Origin of the sequence: Kluyvera sp. NPDC087067 (assembly GCF_044745165.1) — a bacterium.
GTDB lineage: Bacteria > Pseudomonadota > Gammaproteobacteria > Enterobacterales > Enterobacteriaceae > Kluyvera.
On record NZ_JBIUZS010000001.1, the window covers coordinates 244,060 to 262,385 of the forward strand.

An 18,326-nucleotide genomic window follows, 5' to 3' on the forward strand; every position below is an offset into this window, starting at 1 on the left:
AAGGCAACGATGAAGATCCCACTGTTATCAGCATTGGTGCTCGGTACGCTGAGTTTATCCAGTTTTGCGCAGGACGCTGCGGTTGACAGCAATCTGCTCCGTCAAGGGGAATACCTGGCGCGGGCAGGTGACTGCGTGGCGTGTCATACCAACGGTAAAGAAGGGAGACCTTTTGCCGGTGGTTTGTCGATGGAAACCCCGATTGGCGCGATTTATTCCACCAATATCACGCCGGATAAAACGCATGGTATCGGCAACTATACCTTTGAAGAGTTTGATGATGCGGTGCGTAAAGGCGTTCGCAAAGATGGCTCAACGCTCTATCCGGCAATGCCATACCCGTCGTTTGCGCGCATTAGCGAAGCCGACATGCGCGCGATGTACGCCTACTTTATGCATGGCGTGCAGCCGCAGGCGCAGGCCAATCGTGACTCCGATATTCCGTGGCCGCTTTCAATGCGCTGGCCGCTGTCTATCTGGCGCATGATGTTCGCGCCAGAACCGAAAGATTTCGTCATCAACACGCAGGCGGATCCGGTACTGGAGCGCGGGCGCTACCTGGTGGAAGGATTAGGTCACTGCGGGGCATGCCACACGCCGCGTAGCCTGACCATGCAGGAAAAAGCGCTCAGCGAGAAAGACGGCGACGACTATCTCTCCGGCAGCAACAACCCGATTGACGGTTGGGTTGCCTCCAGCCTGCGCGGTGAAAATCGCGATGGACTGGGCACCTGGAGCGAAGCTGAACTGGCGGAGTTCCTGAAAACCGGGCGCAACGACAAATCCGTGGTCTTTGGCGGCATGAGCGATGTGGTTGAGCACAGTCTGCAATACCTCTCCGATGACGACATTACGGCGATTTCGCGCTACCTGAAATCCCTGCCGCCGCGCGGAGGGAAACAAACGCCTGCGCCAGTGGAAGATAGCGTGGCGAAGGATCTGTGGAAAGGTAACGACAGTAAACCGGGGGCTTCACTGTACGTCGACAACTGTGCCGCCTGCCACCGTACCGACGGCGTGGGCTATAAGCGCGCTTTCCCGGCGCTGAAAGGCAACCCGGTCGTGCAGACGGAGGATGCGACATCGCTTATCCACATTATCCTCACCGGCAGCACAACGCCGGCGGTTAAGGGCGCCGTGTCCAACCTGACCATGCCATCGTTTGGCTGGCGTCTTGACGATCAGCAGGTCGCTGACGTCACCAACTTTATCCGCTCAAGTTGGGGCAATAAGGCACCGCCAGTGACGGCATCCGACGTGGCGAAGGTTCGTAAAGACAAGACCCTGACTCACGATGGCAAAGCGCTTGGCAATGCCGATATCTCTAAATTGCCAGCTCAGTAAGCCACTTTCGGGGAGCTCTGCACTGGCGGCGCTCCCCGCATAGGTTTTGCTGAACATGTTTTCAGCCGTCTGTTTTGAAGGGATTTGTGCATGCTTGATGCCAACCAACTGACCTGTATCTATGACGAGCGGGTGCTGTTCCAGTCGTTATCTTTCAGCGTTAAGCGCGGCGAGATGGTGCAGATTGCGGGGGAGAATGGTGCCGGTAAAACCTCGCTGCTGCGTGTCTTAACTGGTCTGCGTCAGCCGGAAAGCGGCAGCGTGAGCTGGCAGGGCAAACCGCTTGCCGACGTGCGGGAAACCTTCCATCAGCAACTGTTGTGGATGGGGCATAAACCCGGGGTCAAAGCGCCGTTAAGCGCCGAGGAAAATCTGCGCTGGCTTTATCCCTGCTCGACATCCGCGTCGCGAGAAGCGGCCTTGTCGGCGGTGGGGCTGGCGGGATATGAAGACCTGCCGCTCTATCAGCTTTCGGCTGGGCAACAACACCGCAGTGCGCTGGCGCGTCTGTGGATGACCGATGCAGCGCTATGGATACTCGATGAACCGCTGGCGGCGCTGGACGTTGCGGCTATTGAAACCGTTACGCATCAGCTAGAACGGCATGTTCAGGCCAGTGGCAGCGTCGTGTTAACGACCCATCAGCCGCTAAGAGCGCTGAACTGCCCGTTTCGCACGGTGGAACTTTGCGGTGAGGAGAGGGAGTTCACATGATACGGGCGATTTTCCTATGTGAAATGCGGCTCGCGTGGCGTCGGGGGGCCGATATCCTGAACCCGCTGTGGTTTTTCCTGATAGTGATTACGCTGTTCCCCTTTAGCGTGGGGCCGGAAGCGGCTTTGCTGGCGCAAATTGCCCCCGGCGTTGTCTGGGTAGCCGCGCTGTTGGCCTCGTTGCTGGTAATGGATCGGCTGTTTCGTGATGATCTCCAGGACGGTTCGCTCGAGCAGTTAATGCTGCTGCCGACCCCATGGGTGGGCGTCGTCATGGTGAAAATCGTCGCGCACTGGATGATGACCGGATTGCCGTTGCTGCTGGTGTCGCCGCTGGCGGCATTACTGCTGGGCATGACGCCTCATAGCGTCGGGATCTTATTTATCACCTTGTTGCTGGGCACGCCGACGCTAAGTTTTATCGGGGCCGTAGGAGCAGCGCTCACGGTCGGCTTAAAACGCGGCGGCGTACTGCTTAGCTTGCTGGTGCTGCCCCTGCTGGTGCCGATGCTGATTTTTGCCTCCGCCGCAGTTAACGCCGCCGTCCTGGGACTGCCCGTGGATGGCTATCTGGCGGTACTGGGCGCATTTCTGGCAGCAAGCGCGACGTTATGTCCTTTTGCCACCGCAGCCGCTCTGCGGTTGTCCGTATAACTGGCCTGTTTTTTCGCTAGGGTAAGCAAATTTATGTGGAAAGCATTACATCAACTGGCCGTACCGGAGCGGCTGTACACGCTTTGTGGACGCGGGCTGCCGTGGTTGACGGCGCTAAGCGCGCTGTTGCTGGTCATCGGGCTTGGCTGGGGATTTGTCTTCGCGCCGGCGGATTATCAGCAGGGCGAGAGTTACCGCATTATCTATATTCACGTTCCCGCCGCGATGTGGTCGATGGGGATTTACGCGATGATGGCAATGGCGGCGTTGTGCGGTCTGGTCTGGCAGATGAAAATGGCCGACTTAACCCTGATGGCGCTGGCCCCCGTCGGCGCGGTCTATACCTTTATCGCGCTGGTTACCGGTGCGGCATGGGGCAAACCGATGTGGGGAACCTGGTGGATTTGGGATGCCCGCCTGACCTCTGAGCTGGTGTTACTGTTTTTATATGCCGGGATAATTGCGCTCTGGCATGCCTTTGACGACCGGCGTCAGGCCGGGCGAGCCGTGGGCATTCTGGTGCTGGTGGGCGTGGTCAATCTGCCGGTTATTCACTATTCGGTGGTGTGGTGGAATACGCTGCATCAGGGAACGACAAACGTCGGGCAGACGCTGGATATCAGCATGCGCGTGCCGCTACGCATTTGCATGGTCGCCTTTCTGTGCCTGGCCATGACATTGACCCTGATGCGCCTGCGCAACCTCATCCTCTGGCAGGAGCGTCGTCGCCCGTGGGTGGCAAATCTGGCGAAAAAAGGAGAGGCACAATGACCCCTGCATTTTCTTCGTTGAGCGCTTTTTGGCAGATGGGCGGCTACGCCTTCTATGTCTGGCTCTCGGTGGGAATCACGCTGCTGGCGCTGGCTGGTCTGATAGGCCACACCTGCTGGCAGCATCGGATGCTGCTCCAGGCGGTACGCCGCCAGCAACGTCGCGACCAGCGTCTGCGCGAGTCACGTCAACGGTTCAACAAGGAGCAGGCCGATGCTGGCACGCCGTAAAAATCGCCTCTATCTGGTGTTAGCTGTGTTGGCAGGACTGGGCCTGGCCGTCGGTCTGATGTTGTATGCGCTGCGCGCCAATATTGACCTGTTTTATACGCCGGGCGAAGTGCTGTATGGCAAAAACGAAACCCATGAAAAACCGCAGCCCGGTCAGCATCTGCGGGTGGGTGGATATGTCCAGCCGGGCAGCATCAAACGCGATGCGAAAACGCTGGATGTCACGTTTCGTCTGTATGATGCGCGCGGTGTTATCTCGGTCAGCTATCGGGGAATATTGCCGGATCTTTTTCGCGAAGGGCAGGGCGCGGTGGCGCAAGGGGTTCTGGATAGCCAACAGCATATGACGGCGATTCAGGTACTGGCGAAACATGATGAAAATTACACGCCGCCGGAAGTGCATAACGCGATGACCACGACGCCTGCGGCGCAAAAGGATACCCGCTCATGATGCCAGAACTGGGCAACTTTTTACTGTGTCTGGCGCTAGGGCTGGCGGTACTGCTGGCGATTTATCCTCTGTGGGGAGCCTGGCGACAGAATCAACGACTGATGGCATTAGCGCGCCCGCTAAGCTGGGCACTCTTCTTGTGCATTCTTGGCGCATTTCTAGTGCTGGTGCATGCGTTTGTGGTTAATGATTTTACCGTCCGCTATGTCGCGGATAACTCTAACAGCGCGCTCCCGGTGTGGTATCGCGTGGCGGCGACCTGGGGCGCGCATGAGGGCTCCTTGCTGCTGTGGGTTCTGCTGATGAGCGGCTGGGCCTTCGCGGTGGCGGTGGCTAGCCGTCGAATGCCGCTGGATGCCGTTGCCCGCGTGCTGGCGGTGATGGGCATGATAAGCGTCGGTTTCTTGCTGTTCATTCTGCTGACCTCCAACCCCTTTACGCGCGGCCTGCCTAACTACCCGATTGACGGACGCGATCTCAATCCGATGTTGCAGGATATCGGCATGATCTTCCACCCGCCGCTGCTCTATATGGGCTACGTGGGCTTTTCCGTGGCGTTTGCCTTCGCCATTGCCTCATTGCTGGCAGGACGGCTGGACACCGCCTGGGCGCGCTGGTCGCGTCCGTGGACGCAGGCAGCCTGGGTATTCTTGACGCTGGGTATCGTGCTGGGATCGTCGTGGGCCTACTATGAACTAGGCTGGGGCGGCTGGTGGTTCTGGGATCCGGTGGAGAACGCGTCCTTGATGCCGTGGCTTGCCGGTACGGCGTTGATGCACTCGCTGGCGGTGACGGAAAAACGGGGCAGCTTCCGGGCCTGGACGGTGTTGCTCGCCATCGTCGCCTTTTCGCTGTGCCTGCTCGGCACGTTTCTGGTGCGCTCCGGCGTTCTGGTGTCGGTGCACGCTTTTGCCTCCGATCCGGCGCGCGGCATGTTCATTCTGGCGCTGCTGGTGATAGTGATTGGCGGATCGCTCCTGCTCTATGCCCTTAAAGGCGGCAGCGTGCGGGCGCGCGTCGAGCATACCCTCTGGTCGCGAGAATCCTTCCTGCTCGGTAACAACATCCTGCTTATTGCGGCAATGCTGGTCGTGCTGCTCGGCACGCTGCTGCCGCTGGTGCACAAAGAGCTGGGAATGGGCAGCATCTCGGTAGGCGAGCCCTATTTTAATACTCTGTTCACCGTCCTTATGGCACCGTTTGCGCTGTTATTAGGGATTGGGCCGCTGGTGCGCTGGCGTCGTGATGACGTGGCGAAGCAGGTCAAACGCCTGGCTTACTCGCTGGTCGTGACCTTCGCGCTGGCGCTGCTCCTGCCCTGGCTTTTACAGGACAGCATTGTCGGTATGACGGTCGTTGGCATGATGATGGCGCTGTGGGTGCTTATCTTCGCGCTGATTGAATTGCATGAACGTGCCACCCATCGCCACGGTTTCTGGCGCGGGCTAACGAAACTCACCTCCAGCCAATGGGGCATGGTGCTGGGACATATTGGCGTGGCGGTCACCGTTATCGGCATTACCTTCAGTCAGAATTACAGCGTCGAACGCGACGTGCGCATGAAGGCCGGTGACAGCGTCGATATTCATCAGTATCACTTTGTTTTCAAGGGAGTACGCGACATCGTTGGCCCCAACTGGTTTGGTGGTGAAGGGATTATCGACGTGACGCGTCAGGGGCGTCCCGAAACGACGTTATATGCGCAAAAACGCTTTTACAGCGCCAGCCGCATGATGATGACCGAAGCGGCTATCGACGGCGGGCTGACGCGCGATTTGTATGCCGCGCTTGGCGAGGAGCTGGATGACGGCAGTTGGGCTATGCGCCTGTACTATAAACCGTTTGTTCGCTGGATCTGGTACGGCGGGGCGCTTATGGCGCTGGGCGGTATTTTCTGCATGTTTGACCCGCGCTACCGGACGCGCAAAAAAGCTAAAGGAGTCGCCCATGAAGCGTAAGGCGCTATTTGTCCCGCTTGTCCTGTTTCTGGCGCTGGCCATCGCTTTGATGTGGCAATTACTGCGTAACGCTGGCGGAGACGATCCCACCTTGCTGGAGTCTGCGCTGATGGGAAAACCGGTGCCGGAATTTCGCCTGGAAGCGCTGGACGAACCGGGCAAGCTGTACGACCGTCAGGTGCTGGTCAGCGGAAAACCGCTGCTGCTTAACGTCTGGGCCACCTGGTGCGCCACCTGCCGCGCCGAGCATCAGTTCCTCAATCAGCTATCCGCCGAGGGCGTGAGAGTGGTGGGGATGAACTATAAAGACGATCGTCAAAAGGCCGTCGACTGGCTGCATCGGCTGGGCAATCCCTATTCACTTAGCCTGTTTGACGGTGACGGTATGCTGGGGCTCGATCTTGGCGTATATGGAGCGCCGGAGACGTTCTTAATTGACGGGCAGGGCATTGTGCGCTGGCGGCACGTGGGGGCGCTGGATGCCAGCGTCTGGCGTGAACAGCTAGCGCCGCTGTGGCAGCAATATAGTCAGGGAGCATCATCATGAGGCGCTGGATAATCGCTATCGCCGCGTTGCTGCTAAGCGTAAACGCGCTGGCGGTCACCGAAACGTGGCAGTTTAAAGATGCGACTCAGGAGCAGACGTTCCACGACATCATCTCCCAGCTACGCTGCCCAAAATGCCAGAACAATAGCGTGGCGGATTCGAATGCGATGATCGCCGCCGACATGCGCCAGAAGGTGTATCAGCTTCTGCAACAAGGGCAAAGCAAACAGCAAATTATCGATTACATGGTGGCGCGATACGGTAATTTTGTCAGATACGATCCTCCGCTCACGCCCGGCACGCTAGTGCTGTGGTTGCTGCCTGCCTTATTTATCCTCGGCGGCGCCGCGGTGGTGGTGATGCGTACCCGGCGGCCGCAAGCGGCAAGCGGCGCGCTCAGTGAAGAAGAGCGCCAGCGTCTGGCACGCTTACTGGAAAAAGAGAAAACGCTATGAGCCTGTTTTTCATTGCCGTCGTGCTGCTGTTGGTGGCGAGCGTGGGGCTACTGTACTTTCCGTGGTCAACCCGCGATAACGTTGACCGCGATACCTTAAACCGCGATTTTTATCACGCTCGCCTGCAAGAGATTGAGCAAGACGATTCCGCCGGTCGTGACGCTATGGTGGCGGAATTGCAGCGTACGTTATTGACGGACATCCCGACTAATGCGCCCGCCGCGACGCGCGCATCGGGTGGCAGAATATTATTGCCGGGTGCGCTAGCGCTGGTGGTGATTAGCGTCGGGGTGTTCTGGAAAACCGCCGATATGGGTGAGGTGGCAAACCTGCGCCTGGCGCAAGAGGCCTTGCCAACGCTGGTCACCCGGTTACTTGACCGGACGCAGCCTCCGCTACGCACCGATGAAGTCGAACAGCTGGCGCTGGGGCTGCGCAGCCATGTGCAGACGGCACCAGACGACCTTGACGCCTGGCGGATGCTGGGGCGTATCGGTATGGTGATGAATAACGGTGAAATGGCGATAGGGGCGTACGCTAAGGCAAGCCAACTGGCGCCTGACAGCGCGGTGCTGTCGCTTGAGTATGCCGGAGCGCTTATTTGCGCGGGAGATGATAGCGCCAGACGACAGGGGGAAATGAAGCTGCGAGAGTTGCTCACCCAACATCCTGAGCGCCTGCGTGCCGCCGCGCTAAAAAACGATCGTCCCCCGTTCAACCTGCTGGTTCAAAACGAGATGCGTTGTGATGCCGTGGTGCAGCACATGCTCCAGGGGAGCGCTCCCTGATACCGCAGGGCTTATTCCCCCTTTCCGACGCCTGCGCGTTTACAATAGTTCCCAGATGATGCGCGAAGAAGGCGCGTCCAGAATCGGGTGATAAAAATGCAGTTAGATGACATACGGATTTTTGTAACTATCGTCAATATGGGCAGCTTCACCGCCGCGGCGGAACATCTGCAATTGTCGAAACAATTCGTCAGTCGCCGCATGGCGGCGCTGGAAAAAAAAGTAGCTGCCCGGTTACTGGTTCGAAACACTCGAAAATTATCGGTAACGGATACCGGGCAGGTCTTTTTTCATCATGCGCAACGTATTCTCGACGAGGTGCACGAAGCCGAACAGGTTATCTCCGCCCGTCAGCAGAAGCTGACCGGATCGTTTCGCATTAGCCTGCCGATGATTTACGGCGTACGACGTCTGGCGCCTCTCATCATCGAGTTTCAGCGTGCTCACCCGGAATTGTCCGTTCATATTGATATGAGCGACCGCTATGTTGATGTGGTGGGCGAGGGCTACGATATGGTGCTGAGGATTGGCAACCTGATGGATTCAACGCTCATCGCGCGTGGTCTGGGTAAAGAGCCGATGGTGATTTGCGCAAGCCCCGGCTATCTCCAATCCCATGGGCACCCTAATGTCGCCGCCGACCTGATGCAGCACAACTGCCTGTTGTACGGTCGCGAAGGGCATATTGGCTGGCGATTAAAATCGGACGATGCGCTGCATACCTACGCCGTGCGCGGGAGCCTCAGCAGCAATCATGGTGAAGTGATTCGCGATGCCGCAGAAGCCGACGGCGGCATCGCGCTGTTGCCGCTGTTTATTGTTGAAGATGCGCTGCGTCGGGGAACGCTGGTGCAGCTTTTGCCGGAGTGTTCACCGCCGCCGCTGAAGATAAGCGCCCTGTACCCTAAACATCACCAGAACAGCGCGGTGACGCGGGTTTTACTCGCTTTTCTCGCTAAACGTATTGTGGGAATCATGAATACCGGCGAAGAGGGCGAGGCGAAGAGCGGCCTATAAAATCGTCGCGCGAGTCGGGCAAAGCCTGCACAAAAAAGCCCGCGAAATTTCGCGGGCATATTACATTGCCTTCTCTCTCTCAGTGTGGCTTATGCCCCCTGATGTTGTGCCAGCGCTTTAAACACCATCGCGACCGCATGGGCCCCAGGGTCCATATTTCCTGCCAGACTGTCGCTGTTCAGGTAAGACGCGCGCCCGGCATTGGCTTTGGTTGCGCGGCTGGTGGCGTCCGCCCCTTCCTGTGCGGCACGGTAGGCGGCATCCAGATTGCCAGGATTTTGCGCCAGCGCCTCCAGCGCCGGTTGCAGAGCGTCAATCAACGTCCGATCGCCTATGTCGGCTCCGCCGTAAAACTTCATCTGCGCAAGCCCTGCCTGTAGGGCGCTGACGACCGATTTACCGTCATGAATTGCCTGCCCGGCAGCGGTGAAGAAAATCGACATCAGCACGCCGCTGGATCCGCCCATAACCACCGTTAAGCGTTCGCCAATTAACCCGCACAACGTCTCCAGTTGCGCCAGCGGTAGCTGATGCTCGTTTAACAGACGGGCAATTTCACGGGCACCGGCGGCAAAGGTTGAACCGGTATCCCCATCGCCGACTTTGGCATCCAGAGCGTTAAGACAGCTTTCGAGGTCCGACAAAGTGGTCGTGACCGTCTCGACAATCTGGCGGGTCTGCATATTGTCCGATGGCGTAAAGTCGACGCGCGCGCTTTGAATCTGGCAGGGCACCGTTTGCGGCGAACGCAGGCTCACCGGCGGTAGCCAGCCTGAAGTTCTGACCTCAGCCAGCAGCGCCTTTTCAACACTCTCCTCCATCACCATCGCGGTAATGGAAAAACCTTTCATATCAAGGGCGCTGACCAGCGGCGCGGGCCCTATCAGCCAATCGGTGCGTGATGCCAGCGCGCTGGTGGCCAGTTCGCGGGTGATGATCGCCATTTCGGTGACCGAAACGCCGCCAAGGTTATTGAGCATCAGCATCAGGCGACCGGTAGTCGGCAATGCCGCGGCGATTTTCTCCACCATCAGGCGGACAATTTCCTGGCTGTTTTGCGTATCCACAACGTTGGCACCGGGCTCGCCGTGGATCCCCATTCCCAGTTCTGCCTTGCCCGGATGATGGCGAACACCGTCTTCAGGGTCGGCGGGAAGGTGGCAGCTTGACAGCGCGACACCCAGGCTGAATACCCGCGCCATCGCCAGCCGCGCTTCCCGGGCAACCGTATCCAGATTGCTGCCGTTCTCGGCAAAATAGCCGGCCACTTTGTGAATAAGGATCGTGCCCGCAATGCCTCGAGGGTGCTTATTGTCCGGCAGCGAAATATCATCGCCGACGATAACCATCTCCACTTTAAAGCCCAATCGACGCGCTTTTTCCGCCGCCAGACCGAAGTTCAGCCGATCGCCGGTGTAGTTTTTAACAATCAGCAGGCAGCCCGCCTCGCCGGTCACCGCCTGTATCGCGGTCAGTACGGCATCGACGCTCGGAGAGGCAAATAAATCGCCGCAGACCGCTGCCGTCAACATGCCTTTTCCGACAAAACCGACGTGCGCCGGTTCATGACCCGCACCGCCGCCGGAAATGACCGCCACGCGAGATTTATCCAGATCCTGACGCACCACAATGCGGATGGCGGGATCGGTTTCCAGACGGGCAAGATTGTTCCAGGGACTGGCGATAATCGCCCCTTCAATCGCGTTATTCACGAGGTTTTCACGTTGATTGTAGAAAAATTGCGACATAATGGTTTCCTGAGATTGAGGTCTGACACGTAAGCCTGGCCGACGTGTCAGAAAGGGGATGAATTTTGATTAGAGACGGTTTAAGGATAGCGGGTCGCCGTTATGGTAGGCATCGAAGGCGTCGCCCTGCTGGCATAGCCAGAGGATGCCAGCGGCTTTTGCAATGATTGCACCATGCGCCAGTGGGCTACCGTCGCGTAAACAGATGGCGGCCGTTTTGGTTGCATCCAGCTGCAAGACCACCGACGGATAAATATTGTCGGCGATGATCACCGTCCTATGCTGCAAACCTGGAGCGCTATCAGGGTTATCCGCCAGGTGCCCCAGCGTACGATGCAGAATATCTTCAATATCAATATAGCGCGCCTGAAGATAGGCATCGTCCAGGCCTTGATACTGCTGGCTTAGCGCGCTCATGGCTTGCGACCATGCCCACTCTGCGCGGCATTTCTGCTGATTTAAGATATCGCTGATGCTGTTGAGCAGTTCCGGGTCGTCGAGCAAGTTGTGCTGACCAAAGAAAATGGCGGCGATATCCTCCGAGTATTTTTCTGCCGCCAGCGCAGCGAGCCCCAGCAGGTCGTCCAGCGTATGGCTCACCGCCATTTTAACGCGACGAAGCTCCGCCTTCGGGTCGCCGTCCGCCATAGGATCAAGCGCGTAAACGGTCGGCTGGTAGTGCAATACCTGGCCGCTAACGGTCGATAGTAAAAGGGGATTTTCCGTCGGCGGAACGCGGGTGGTCAGGTGTTCGCCAAAATGAGCGTCGGCCAGCGCGGCAAATGCGGCCAGCGCCTCGGCGGCCTCGGGGCCGTTGGCAATCAGGCGAAGCTTGTCGTTGCAGCGGACTTTCAACAACGCAATTTGGTTAATACTGTCAGGTTTGACGCATTTACCGTCTTTTTCCAGCAGCAGATCGGCGTTAAAACCGGCCAGCCCCTCGACCAGTCGAGCGGCAGGGCGCACGTGCAGGCCGTTGGGGTTGGCGATTTCCACAATCAGAGACTGCCCCTGGGCGTCGGCTGAGCATTCCTCGTTTGAAGTGTGGGCTTCCTGCGCGGGAAAACCGAGCTGAACGCGTTTAGCCGCAAGAGCCCCCTGGGCGTCCTGAATCACCTTATTAATGTCGGCACCGCTGGCGGCGCTGACCGTCGCCGCCAATGCCCCTTCCACCAACGGCGCTGGGCAAAGATGGACGCGTGCTGCAATCTCGGGATCCAGCAAATCGAGCGCGGTTTCGGCGCTCATCAGCGCGCTGCCAATATCCATTAATACCAGAATCGCATCGGTATCCGCGACGGAGAGTATGGCATCCATGACTTTGATAGGATCGGTGCCAATGGGATTTTCAGGATCGTCGATACCGGCGGCGATGGCGAGTCGGCAGCCATCTCCTCTTAACATCTGACGCGCCAGTTCCCCGACCCCCTGGCCCAACTGGGCGCTGTGAGAAACAATGACCAGATTTACCATCGCCTTATCTCCTTTTACGCCTGAGCCGCGGCGGCGAGCATTTGCATCATAAACAGCGCAGAGGTGGCCCCAGGATCCTGATGGCCGATACTGCGTTCCCCCAGATAGCTGGCGCGACCTTTGCGCGCCTGCAGGGTGATGGTGGCCTGTACCGCCTGCTGCGCAACCTCGCAGGCGGCGTCCAGCGCGACCGTCATCGAGAGATTTTGCTCCGTGGATTGACGCAGAGAATCCACCACCGGCAGCCAGACATCGCACATGGTTTTGTCGCCGCGTTCGGCCTTACCCCGGCTGACCACGCCGTCAGCGCCTTCACGGATCATCAGATACAGTTCTTCAAGCGTCAGGTTCTGACGTGCCTGGGTAACCTGGGCTGCGCGAATAAAGAACGTGCCAAATAACGGGCCGCTGGCACCGCCGACGTTGGAAAGCAGCACCATGCCGGTGTTTTTTAAAATAAAACCAATATCCTTATCGGCAATCGAGGGCAGCTTTTCCACCACCTTGCTAAACCCCCGGTGCATATTGAGGCCGTGATCGGCATCGCCAATTTCACGATCCAGTCCGGTGAGAAAATCGCATTGCGTGGTGAAGATTTCGCCACAGCGATACAGCCAATCAACGATGTTATCTCTGTTCAGTGACATAGCAGTTCTCCTTAATGGCCCCAGTTGAGGGCAGGCGTGTGAACCGGGGCATCCCACAGGGCGAGGGTATCCGCATCAACTTTCAGTAAAGTGATGGAAAAACCGGACATATCCAGGGAAGTACACCAGGCCCCGACCAGGGAGCGTTCAATCGTGATTCCCGCCTCAGCGCACAGCGTGTCTAACCGGTTATAGACGCCGTAAAGCTCAGAAAGCGGCGTGGCGCCGAGGTTATTGACCAGCGCAATCACCTGGTCGCCTTTTTGCAACGCCTGCTTGGTTTGCACGACTTCCTGCCAGCAGCCTTTCTGCGGATCCCATTGGCGCAGAGTACGGCTGTAGTGACCGTTTTCCAGCAGGGTGGCAAACATCGCATCGACGGTGTTATCCAGGGAGGTAAAGGCGCGGCGGTCGATGCCGGGCTCGCCGTGGATCCCCACGCCAAACTCCATCTCGTGGTCGTTGAGTTCAAACGACGGTTTCCCGGCGGCCGGCACGGTGCAGGCGCTTAGCGCCACGCCGATGGAGTGGCCCTGGTTATTGAGCTGCCGTCCAAGATTCGCGCAGGCTTCCAGGCTGTCGCCGCGCTCGGCGGCGGCGCCCATCAGCTTTTCGATAAGCACCGTATTGGCGACGCCTCGCCGTCCAGCGGTGTACAGACTATCTTTGACCGCGACATCATCATCCACCACCACGGTGGTGACGTTGACGCCGCTCTCGTGCAGCAATTCGGTGGCGGTTTCGAAATTCAGGATATCGCCGGTGTAGTTTTTGATGATCAGCACGACGCCTTCGCCGCCGTCGACCTGCATGGCGCACTCGAAAATTTTATCGGGCGTAGGCGAGGTGAAAATCTCACCCGGGCAGGCACCGCTCAGCATACCGCGACCGATAAATCCGCAGTGCATCGGTTCATGCCCGCTGCCGCCGCCGGAAAGCAGGGCAACCTTACCAGCAACCGGCGCGTCGGCGCGGGTGACGTAAACCGGATCCTGAAACAGTTTCAGCTCCGGGTGTGCTTTTACCAGCCCGGCCAGCTGTTCAGCCAGGACATCTTCCACACGGTTAATCAATTTTTTCATTTTGCGTACTCCGCTGGATGTTTTAAGAGACCACGCTGAGGTTGTCTCATGTGTAGGGTTGCGGTGGCGATACCGTGACCGATGAGTTGATTCTCGCCTGGCAGCAAAAAAAGAAAATCCCCGTCGTCAGCGGTTTCATAGCGGAACACAATTCGCTGAATTTGTTTCAAAATGGAACGTTATTTGATGGGCAATGATAAAAGTGAGAGATGGGGCAAGCTTAAACACCGTTGAGCGAAGCCTTGAATCATCGGCATGATGGGCGGGCGCTATTATTTTTTGTTATTCACGGTCAAAATGGTGGAATTGGTACTGATTAAAATTGTGAATAGTGTGAATCAGCGGCGGATCGCGATCGCAATCCTGACCGACTGCCCTGTGATGCGTTTCGTTTTGGAACAAAATTTTATGGATAGTGTTTCGAAGTGGAACCAAATGATGAAGAATTTTTTTGTTCTGCACCCGCTCTAAAGTGATTGTCACCGCGTCGGTCATGTTCCACATCCCCGACGCCATCATGGAAACGAGTTCAATGTGAGGGTGTAGAGAATGCTACAAGTTATTCAATCTCCAGCAAAATATCTTCAGGGTCCTGATGCATCAGCGTTATTCGGTCAGTATGCCAAAAACCTGGCGGACAGCTACTTTGTGATTGCCGATGATTTCGTGATGAAGCTGGCCGGTGACAAGGTTCTGAACGGTCTGCATGAAAACGGCATTAGCTGCCACGCCGAACGTTTTAACGGCGAATGCAGCCATGCTGAGATTAATCGTCTTGGGGCAATCGCTAAGCAAAAAGGCTGCAAAGGTGTGGTCGGTATTGGCGGCGGTAAAACCCTCGATACGGCGAAGGCCATTGGGTATTACCAGCATTTGCCGGTGGTAGTGATCCCAACTATCGCCTCAACCGATGCGCCAACCAGCGCGCTGTCGGTGATTTACACCGAAACGGGTGAGTTTGAAGAGTATCTGGTCTATCCGAAAAACCCCGATATGGTGGTGATGGATACGGCGATTATTGCCAAAGCCCCGGTTCGCTTACTGGTGGCCGGGATGGGGGATGCGCTCTCCACCTGGTTTGAGGCAAAAGCCTGTTTTGACGCGCGTGCGGTAAGCATGGCGGGGGGATACTCAACCGCGGCGGCGTTAAGCCTGGCGCGCCTGTGCTATGACACTTTGCTGGCGGAAGGGGAGAAAGCCCGTCTGGCGGCAGAAGCGGGAGTGGTGACGATGGCGCTGGAACGTATCGTGGAAGCCAATACTTATCTGAGCGGCATCGGTTTTGAAAGCAGCGGCCTGGCGGCGGCGCACGCTATCCATAATGGGTTCACGATCCTCGAAGAGTGTCATCATTTATACCATGGCGAAAAAGTGGCTTTCGGGACTTTGTGCCAACTGGTGCTGCAAAACAGCCCGATGGAAGAGATCGAAACGGTGCTCGGCTTCTGTCAAAAAGTCGGACTGCCGATGACGCTGGCGCAGATGGGCGTGAAAGACGGCATTAGAGAGAAAATTCTCGCCGTTGCGGAGGCGACCTGTGCCGAAGGCGAAACCATCCACAATATGCCGTTCGCGGTGACGGCACAAAGCGTGTACGGCGCGATTCTGGCCGCTGACCGTCTCGGTACTCAGTGGCTGGCAACACACTAAATTGTTGCGCTGACGGTTTCTCTGTCTGCGCTCCGCCGTGTTGAATTTTCCCCCGATATCGCGTCAGGCGATGCCGGGGGAAAATGTTTTAAACGGAATGCAAAGAAAGGAGAAATGGCACAGATGAGCATACACCACCCGCAGCCCGAACAGGCGCCGATGTCATTTATCGCGCAGTCCTGGCACCGCTGCGGCAAGATGATGCAGCGCGAGACCTGGACCACCCCGCATCAGGCGCAGGGGCTGACGTTCGCCTCCATCAGCCGTCGAAAGACGGCGCTGCTGACCATCGGCCAGGCCGCTCTTGAAGACGCGTGGGAGTACATGGAGGAGCGTCCGTGCGCGCTGTTTATCCTTGACGAGTCCGCCTGTATTCTGACCCGCAGCGGGCATCCGCAAACGCTTGAGCAGCTCGATAAGCTCGGGTTTCATGCCGGGAGCTACTGTGCAGAAAGCATTATCGGCACCTGTTCTTTGTCGCTGGCATCAATGGTGGGACAGCCGGTAAAAACGCTCGGCGAGCAACACTTCAAACAGGCACTTTTCCCGTGGGCCTTCTGTTCTACGCCGATATTTGATAACCACGGTCGGCTGTCTGGCTCCATCGCCCTGGCATGCCTTGCGCCACACTCCGGGAGCGCCGACCTGTCGCTGACGCTGGCGATGGCCCGGGAAGTAGGCAATTCGCTGCTGACCGATAGCCTGCTGGCAGAGTCTAACCGTCACCTTAACCAGATGTACGGCCTGCTCGAGAGCATGGACGACGGCGTGATGGCGTGGAATGAAGCGGGGATATTGCAGTTTCTCAACCCTCAGGCGGCACGACTTTTACATCTTGATGCCGCGACCTGTCAGGGGAAAAATATTGCCGATCTGGTGACGCTTCCTGCGCTTTTGCGACGCGCGATTAAGCATGCCAGGCCGCTCAGCCATGCGGAGGTCACGTTTGAAAGCCAGCATCAGTTTGTTGATGCGGTGATAACCCTCAAGCCGATAGTGGAAGCTCAAGGGACAAGCTTTATTCTGCTGCTCCACCCGGTGGAACAGATGCGTCAGTTGATGACCAGCCAACTTGGCAAAGTCAGCCACACTTTTGCCCAGATGTCGGCAGACGATCCCGAAACCCGTCGGGTGATCCATTTTGGCCGCCAGGCTTCCCGCGGCAGTTTCCCGGTATTGATGTGCGGCGAAGAAGGTGTCGGGAAGGAGTTGATAGCCCAGGCAATTCATAACGAAAGCGAACGCGCAGCGGGGCCATTCATTGCCGTCAATTGTCAGCTGTATGCCGATAATGCCCTCGGGGTCGATTTTATGGGCAGCACGGCAACGGAAGAGGAAAATGGCCGACTCAGCCGCCTGGAACTGGCCTCCGGCGGAACGTTATTTCTGGAGAAGGTCGAATATCTGACGCCGGAACTCCAGTCCATCCTGCTTCAGGTGATAAAGCAGGGCGTCGTCACCCGCCTTGACGCGCGCAGGCTGATTCCGGTGGATGTGAAGGTCATTGCCACCACCACCACCGATTTAGAAAACCTGGTCGAACAAAACCGATTTAGTCGTCAGCTCTACTATGCGTTGCACTCTTTTGAGATCAGCATTCCGCCGCTGCGCGAGCGCCGCAACAGTATTCCCTCGCTGGTTCACAGTCGACTGCGTACCCTGGAACGACGTTTTTCATCACGCTTGAAAGTGGACGATGATGCGCTGGCGCAACTGGTGGCCTACTCTTGGCCGGGCAATGATTTTGAGCTAAACAGTATTGTTGAAAATATCGCCATAAGCTGTGAACACGGACATATCAGGCTTTGCAATCTCCCGGACTGGTTATTCCACGATAGCCCCGGCAGTGGTGCAAATAGCGGATTAATCCCTGCTAGCCTGAGTATTTCCGCCAGGGAGAAAGAGGCGATTATTCACGCCGCAAGAGTCACCAGTGGCCGGTTGCAGGAGATGTCCAGCTTGCTCAATATTGGCCGCACGACCTTGTGGCGTAAACTCAAACAGTTTGACATTGATGTTAGCCAGTTTAAGCATCGGCAGCAGGAGTAGCGGCGCTTTTTAAAGGCCACTATTTCGTAAATGCGGCGCTGTTGCTAAAGTAACCCACTGATAGCAATAGAAAGGAACTCACCGTGGCTGGCATTATTGATTATCAGATTGAAAAATATAGCTTTAAAGAAGCTGCTGAACCTGCACGACTGACTCGCCAGTGGGCTGAGGTCATGCAGGAGTGCCGCAAGATGAGCGCAGAAGAACGTCTGCGCACGGCCTTACTCAACGTTGACTACGTGACCAGCTTCGAGCTGCCTTTTCGTTTGCTGCTAGTCAGAGCGCCGCAATTCATCGCAGGCTTGCGTGAGGAGCTGGCGCTTAACCAGAAAAATGTGACGTTTAACGGCAAGCGATTTGGCTGCGTATACAGCCTGAAAACCAGTATGGATGCCATCCCGGATACTTTTCAGTACAGTCTGGCAAATCGTATCCGGCGCATGGAAGGTGGGCAATCAACGTCCTCGCCGTATCAGGAGATAGCCAAACAAACTCGTCTCACGCGGGAACGCCTTAAGCTGGCGCTGGAGGCTGGGCTGGATGTCACGGCGCTGGATGCGCTTTTCTGGTTTGGTATTCAGCGTCTTGCCGCCGAGATACCGCCTTTACGTAAAGCGGGGATGACTATTATCACCGGGGAAGTTGAGGTTTATGATTCGCTAACCGAAACGACCCGACGAGTGCCGTATTATCGTGGGGTAAATAAATGAAAATACATAAAGAAGTTTATTTATCGTTATTTTCAAATC

At 57.1% G+C, this 18,326-nt stretch carries 19 protein-coding genes; 14 read left to right on the top strand and 5 right to left on the bottom strand.

The window, feature by feature from the left end; all coding sequences use genetic code 11:
- Positions 1-9 precede the first annotated feature (9 nt).
- From ACIPDS_RS01050 to ACIPDS_RS01100, 11 genes are all read left to right on the top strand, one after another.
- Positions 10-1,344 (top strand): c-type cytochrome, encoded by a 1,335-nt coding sequence (locus ACIPDS_RS01050; RefSeq protein ID WP_400732010.1) that lies wholly within the window; start codon positions 10-12, stop codon positions 1,342-1,344.
- 90 nt (positions 1,345-1,434) lie between these two features.
- Positions 1,435-2,058, top strand: coding sequence for a cytochrome c biogenesis heme-transporting ATPase CcmA (ccmA, locus tag ACIPDS_RS01055; protein ID WP_400732011.1), 624 nt, complete (start codon positions 1,435-1,437; stop codon positions 2,056-2,058).
- Positions 2,055-2,711: a heme exporter protein CcmB gene (ccmB, locus tag ACIPDS_RS01060; protein WP_400732012.1), complete on the top strand. Its 657-nt coding sequence runs from the start codon at positions 2,055-2,057 to the stop codon at positions 2,709-2,711. Before ccmA ends, ccmB begins: the two co-directional genes overlap by 4 nt.
- A 33-nt stretch (positions 2,712-2,744) precedes the next feature.
- The gene (locus ACIPDS_RS01065) at positions 2,745-3,482 is read left to right on the top strand and encodes a heme ABC transporter permease (protein WP_400732013.1); all 738 of its coding nucleotides are present in this window, start codon (positions 2,745-2,747) and stop codon (positions 3,480-3,482) included.
- On the top strand, positions 3,479-3,712 hold the full coding sequence (gene ccmD / locus ACIPDS_RS01070) for a heme exporter protein CcmD (protein WP_400732014.1): 234 nt from the start codon (positions 3,479-3,481) through the stop codon (positions 3,710-3,712). The genes ACIPDS_RS01065 and ccmD overlap by 4 nt, the downstream gene beginning before the upstream one ends.
- On the top strand, positions 3,696-4,163 hold the full coding sequence (gene ccmE / locus ACIPDS_RS01075; protein ID WP_166514348.1) for a cytochrome c maturation protein CcmE: 468 nt from the start codon (positions 3,696-3,698) through the stop codon (positions 4,161-4,163). The genes ccmD and ccmE overlap by 17 nt, the downstream gene beginning before the upstream one ends.
- Positions 4,160-6,121, top strand: coding sequence for a heme lyase CcmF/NrfE family subunit (locus ACIPDS_RS01080; RefSeq protein ID WP_400732015.1), 1,962 nt, complete (start codon positions 4,160-4,162; stop codon positions 6,119-6,121). The genes ccmE and ACIPDS_RS01080 overlap by 4 nt, the downstream gene beginning before the upstream one ends.
- Positions 6,111-6,668: a DsbE family thiol:disulfide interchange protein gene (locus tag ACIPDS_RS01085; protein WP_400732016.1), complete on the top strand. Its 558-nt coding sequence runs from the start codon at positions 6,111-6,113 to the stop codon at positions 6,666-6,668. Before ACIPDS_RS01080 ends, ACIPDS_RS01085 begins: the two co-directional genes overlap by 11 nt.
- Entirely contained in the window at positions 6,665-7,123 is a 459-nt protein-coding gene (locus ACIPDS_RS01090; protein ID WP_400732017.1) for a cytochrome c-type biogenesis protein CcmH, read from the top strand. The genes ACIPDS_RS01085 and ACIPDS_RS01090 overlap by 4 nt, the downstream gene beginning before the upstream one ends.
- Positions 7,120-7,911 (top strand): c-type cytochrome biogenesis protein CcmI, encoded by a 792-nt coding sequence (gene ccmI / locus ACIPDS_RS01095; RefSeq protein WP_400732018.1) that lies wholly within the window; start codon positions 7,120-7,122, stop codon positions 7,909-7,911. The genes ACIPDS_RS01090 and ccmI overlap by 4 nt, the downstream gene beginning before the upstream one ends.
- A 96-nt stretch (positions 7,912-8,007) precedes the next feature.
- The gene (locus tag ACIPDS_RS01100) at positions 8,008-8,928 is read left to right on the top strand and encodes a LysR substrate-binding domain-containing protein (protein WP_400732019.1); all 921 of its coding nucleotides are present in this window, start codon (positions 8,008-8,010) and stop codon (positions 8,926-8,928) included.
- Positions 8,929-9,017: 89 nt separating this feature from the next.
- Here ACIPDS_RS01100 and ACIPDS_RS01105 read toward each other — a convergent pair whose 3' ends face one another.
- From ACIPDS_RS01105 to ACIPDS_RS01125, 5 genes are all read right to left on the bottom strand, one after another.
- A complete protein-coding gene (locus ACIPDS_RS01105) occupies positions 9,018-10,676 on the bottom strand; it encodes a glycerone kinase (protein ID WP_400732020.1) in 1,659 nt (552 codons plus the stop codon).
- Positions 10,677-10,745: 69 nt separating this feature from the next.
- A complete protein-coding gene (dhaM, locus tag ACIPDS_RS01110) occupies positions 10,746-12,149 on the bottom strand; it encodes a dihydroxyacetone kinase phosphoryl donor subunit DhaM (RefSeq protein WP_400732021.1) in 1,404 nt (467 codons plus the stop codon).
- A gap of 14 nt (positions 12,150-12,163) precedes the next feature.
- The gene (gene dhaL / locus ACIPDS_RS01115; protein ID WP_166514340.1) at positions 12,164-12,796 is read right to left on the bottom strand and encodes a dihydroxyacetone kinase subunit DhaL; all 633 of its coding nucleotides are present in this window, start codon (positions 12,794-12,796) and stop codon (positions 12,164-12,166) included.
- A gap of 11 nt (positions 12,797-12,807) precedes the next feature.
- Entirely contained in the window at positions 12,808-13,878 is a 1,071-nt protein-coding gene (dhaK, locus tag ACIPDS_RS01120) for a dihydroxyacetone kinase subunit DhaK (protein WP_400732023.1), read from the bottom strand.
- Positions 13,879-14,160: 282 nt separating this feature from the next.
- Positions 14,161-14,373 carry a hypothetical protein gene (locus ACIPDS_RS01125; protein WP_400732024.1) on the bottom strand — a complete coding sequence of 71 codons (213 nt, stop codon included), beginning with the start codon at positions 14,371-14,373 and terminating at the stop codon, positions 14,161-14,163.
- 54 nt (positions 14,374-14,427) lie between these two features.
- On the opposite strand from ACIPDS_RS01125, the gene ACIPDS_RS01130 reads away from it, so the two are divergent.
- From ACIPDS_RS01130 to ACIPDS_RS01140, 3 genes are all read left to right on the top strand, one after another.
- Entirely contained in the window at positions 14,428-15,528 is a 1,101-nt protein-coding gene (locus ACIPDS_RS01130) for a glycerol dehydrogenase (RefSeq protein ID WP_400732025.1), read from the top strand.
- 123 nt (positions 15,529-15,651) lie between these two features.
- Positions 15,652-17,577 carry a dihydroxyacetone kinase operon transcriptional regulator DhaR gene (gene dhaR, locus ACIPDS_RS01135; protein WP_400732026.1) on the top strand — a complete coding sequence of 642 codons (1,926 nt, stop codon included), beginning with the start codon at positions 15,652-15,654 and terminating at the stop codon, positions 17,575-17,577.
- A gap of 83 nt (positions 17,578-17,660) precedes the next feature.
- Positions 17,661-18,287, top strand: coding sequence for a helix-turn-helix domain-containing protein (locus tag ACIPDS_RS01140; protein WP_400732027.1), 627 nt, complete (start codon positions 17,661-17,663; stop codon positions 18,285-18,287).
- Positions 18,288-18,326: the final 39 nt, after the last annotated feature.

Coding starts and splice junctions, on each gene's coding strand:
- ACIPDS_RS01105 (WP_400732020.1), bottom strand. CDS start 10,676: ATGTCGCAATTTTTCTACAATCAACGTGAAAACCTCGTGAATAACGCG.
- ACIPDS_RS01125 (WP_400732024.1), bottom strand. CDS start 14,373: ATGACCGACGCGGTGACAATCACTTTAGAGCGGGTGCAGAACAAAAAA.
- ACIPDS_RS01100 (WP_400732019.1), top strand. CDS start 8,008: ATGCAGTTAGATGACATACGGATTTTTGTAACTATCGTCAATATGGGC.
- ccmE (WP_166514348.1), top strand. CDS start 3,696: ATGCTGGCACGCCGTAAAAATCGCCTCTATCTGGTGTTAGCTGTGTTG.
- dhaR (WP_400732026.1), top strand. CDS start 15,652: ATGAGCATACACCACCCGCAGCCCGAACAGGCGCCGATGTCATTTATC.
- dhaM (WP_400732021.1), bottom strand. CDS start 12,149: ATGGTAAATCTGGTCATTGTTTCTCACAGCGCCCAGTTGGGCCAGGGG.
- ACIPDS_RS01085 (WP_400732016.1), top strand. CDS start 6,111: ATGAAGCGTAAGGCGCTATTTGTCCCGCTTGTCCTGTTTCTGGCGCTG.
- ACIPDS_RS01080 (WP_400732015.1), top strand. CDS start 4,160: ATGATGCCAGAACTGGGCAACTTTTTACTGTGTCTGGCGCTAGGGCTG.
- ACIPDS_RS01130 (WP_400732025.1), top strand. CDS start 14,428: ATGCTACAAGTTATTCAATCTCCAGCAAAATATCTTCAGGGTCCTGAT.
- ACIPDS_RS01050 (WP_400732010.1), top strand. CDS start 10: ATGAAGATCCCACTGTTATCAGCATTGGTGCTCGGTACGCTGAGTTTA.
- ccmI (WP_400732018.1), top strand. CDS start 7,120: ATGAGCCTGTTTTTCATTGCCGTCGTGCTGCTGTTGGTGGCGAGCGTG.
- dhaL (WP_166514340.1), bottom strand. CDS start 12,796: ATGTCACTGAACAGAGATAACATCGTTGATTGGCTGTATCGCTGTGGC.
- ccmB (WP_400732012.1), top strand. CDS start 2,055: ATGATACGGGCGATTTTCCTATGTGAAATGCGGCTCGCGTGGCGTCGG.
- ACIPDS_RS01090 (WP_400732017.1), top strand. CDS start 6,665: ATGAGGCGCTGGATAATCGCTATCGCCGCGTTGCTGCTAAGCGTAAAC.
- ACIPDS_RS01065 (WP_400732013.1), top strand. CDS start 2,745: ATGTGGAAAGCATTACATCAACTGGCCGTACCGGAGCGGCTGTACACG.
- ccmA (WP_400732011.1), top strand. CDS start 1,435: ATGCTTGATGCCAACCAACTGACCTGTATCTATGACGAGCGGGTGCTG.
- dhaK (WP_400732023.1), bottom strand. CDS start 13,878: ATGAAAAAATTGATTAACCGTGTGGAAGATGTCCTGGCTGAACAGCTG.
- ccmD (WP_400732014.1), top strand. CDS start 3,479: ATGACCCCTGCATTTTCTTCGTTGAGCGCTTTTTGGCAGATGGGCGGC.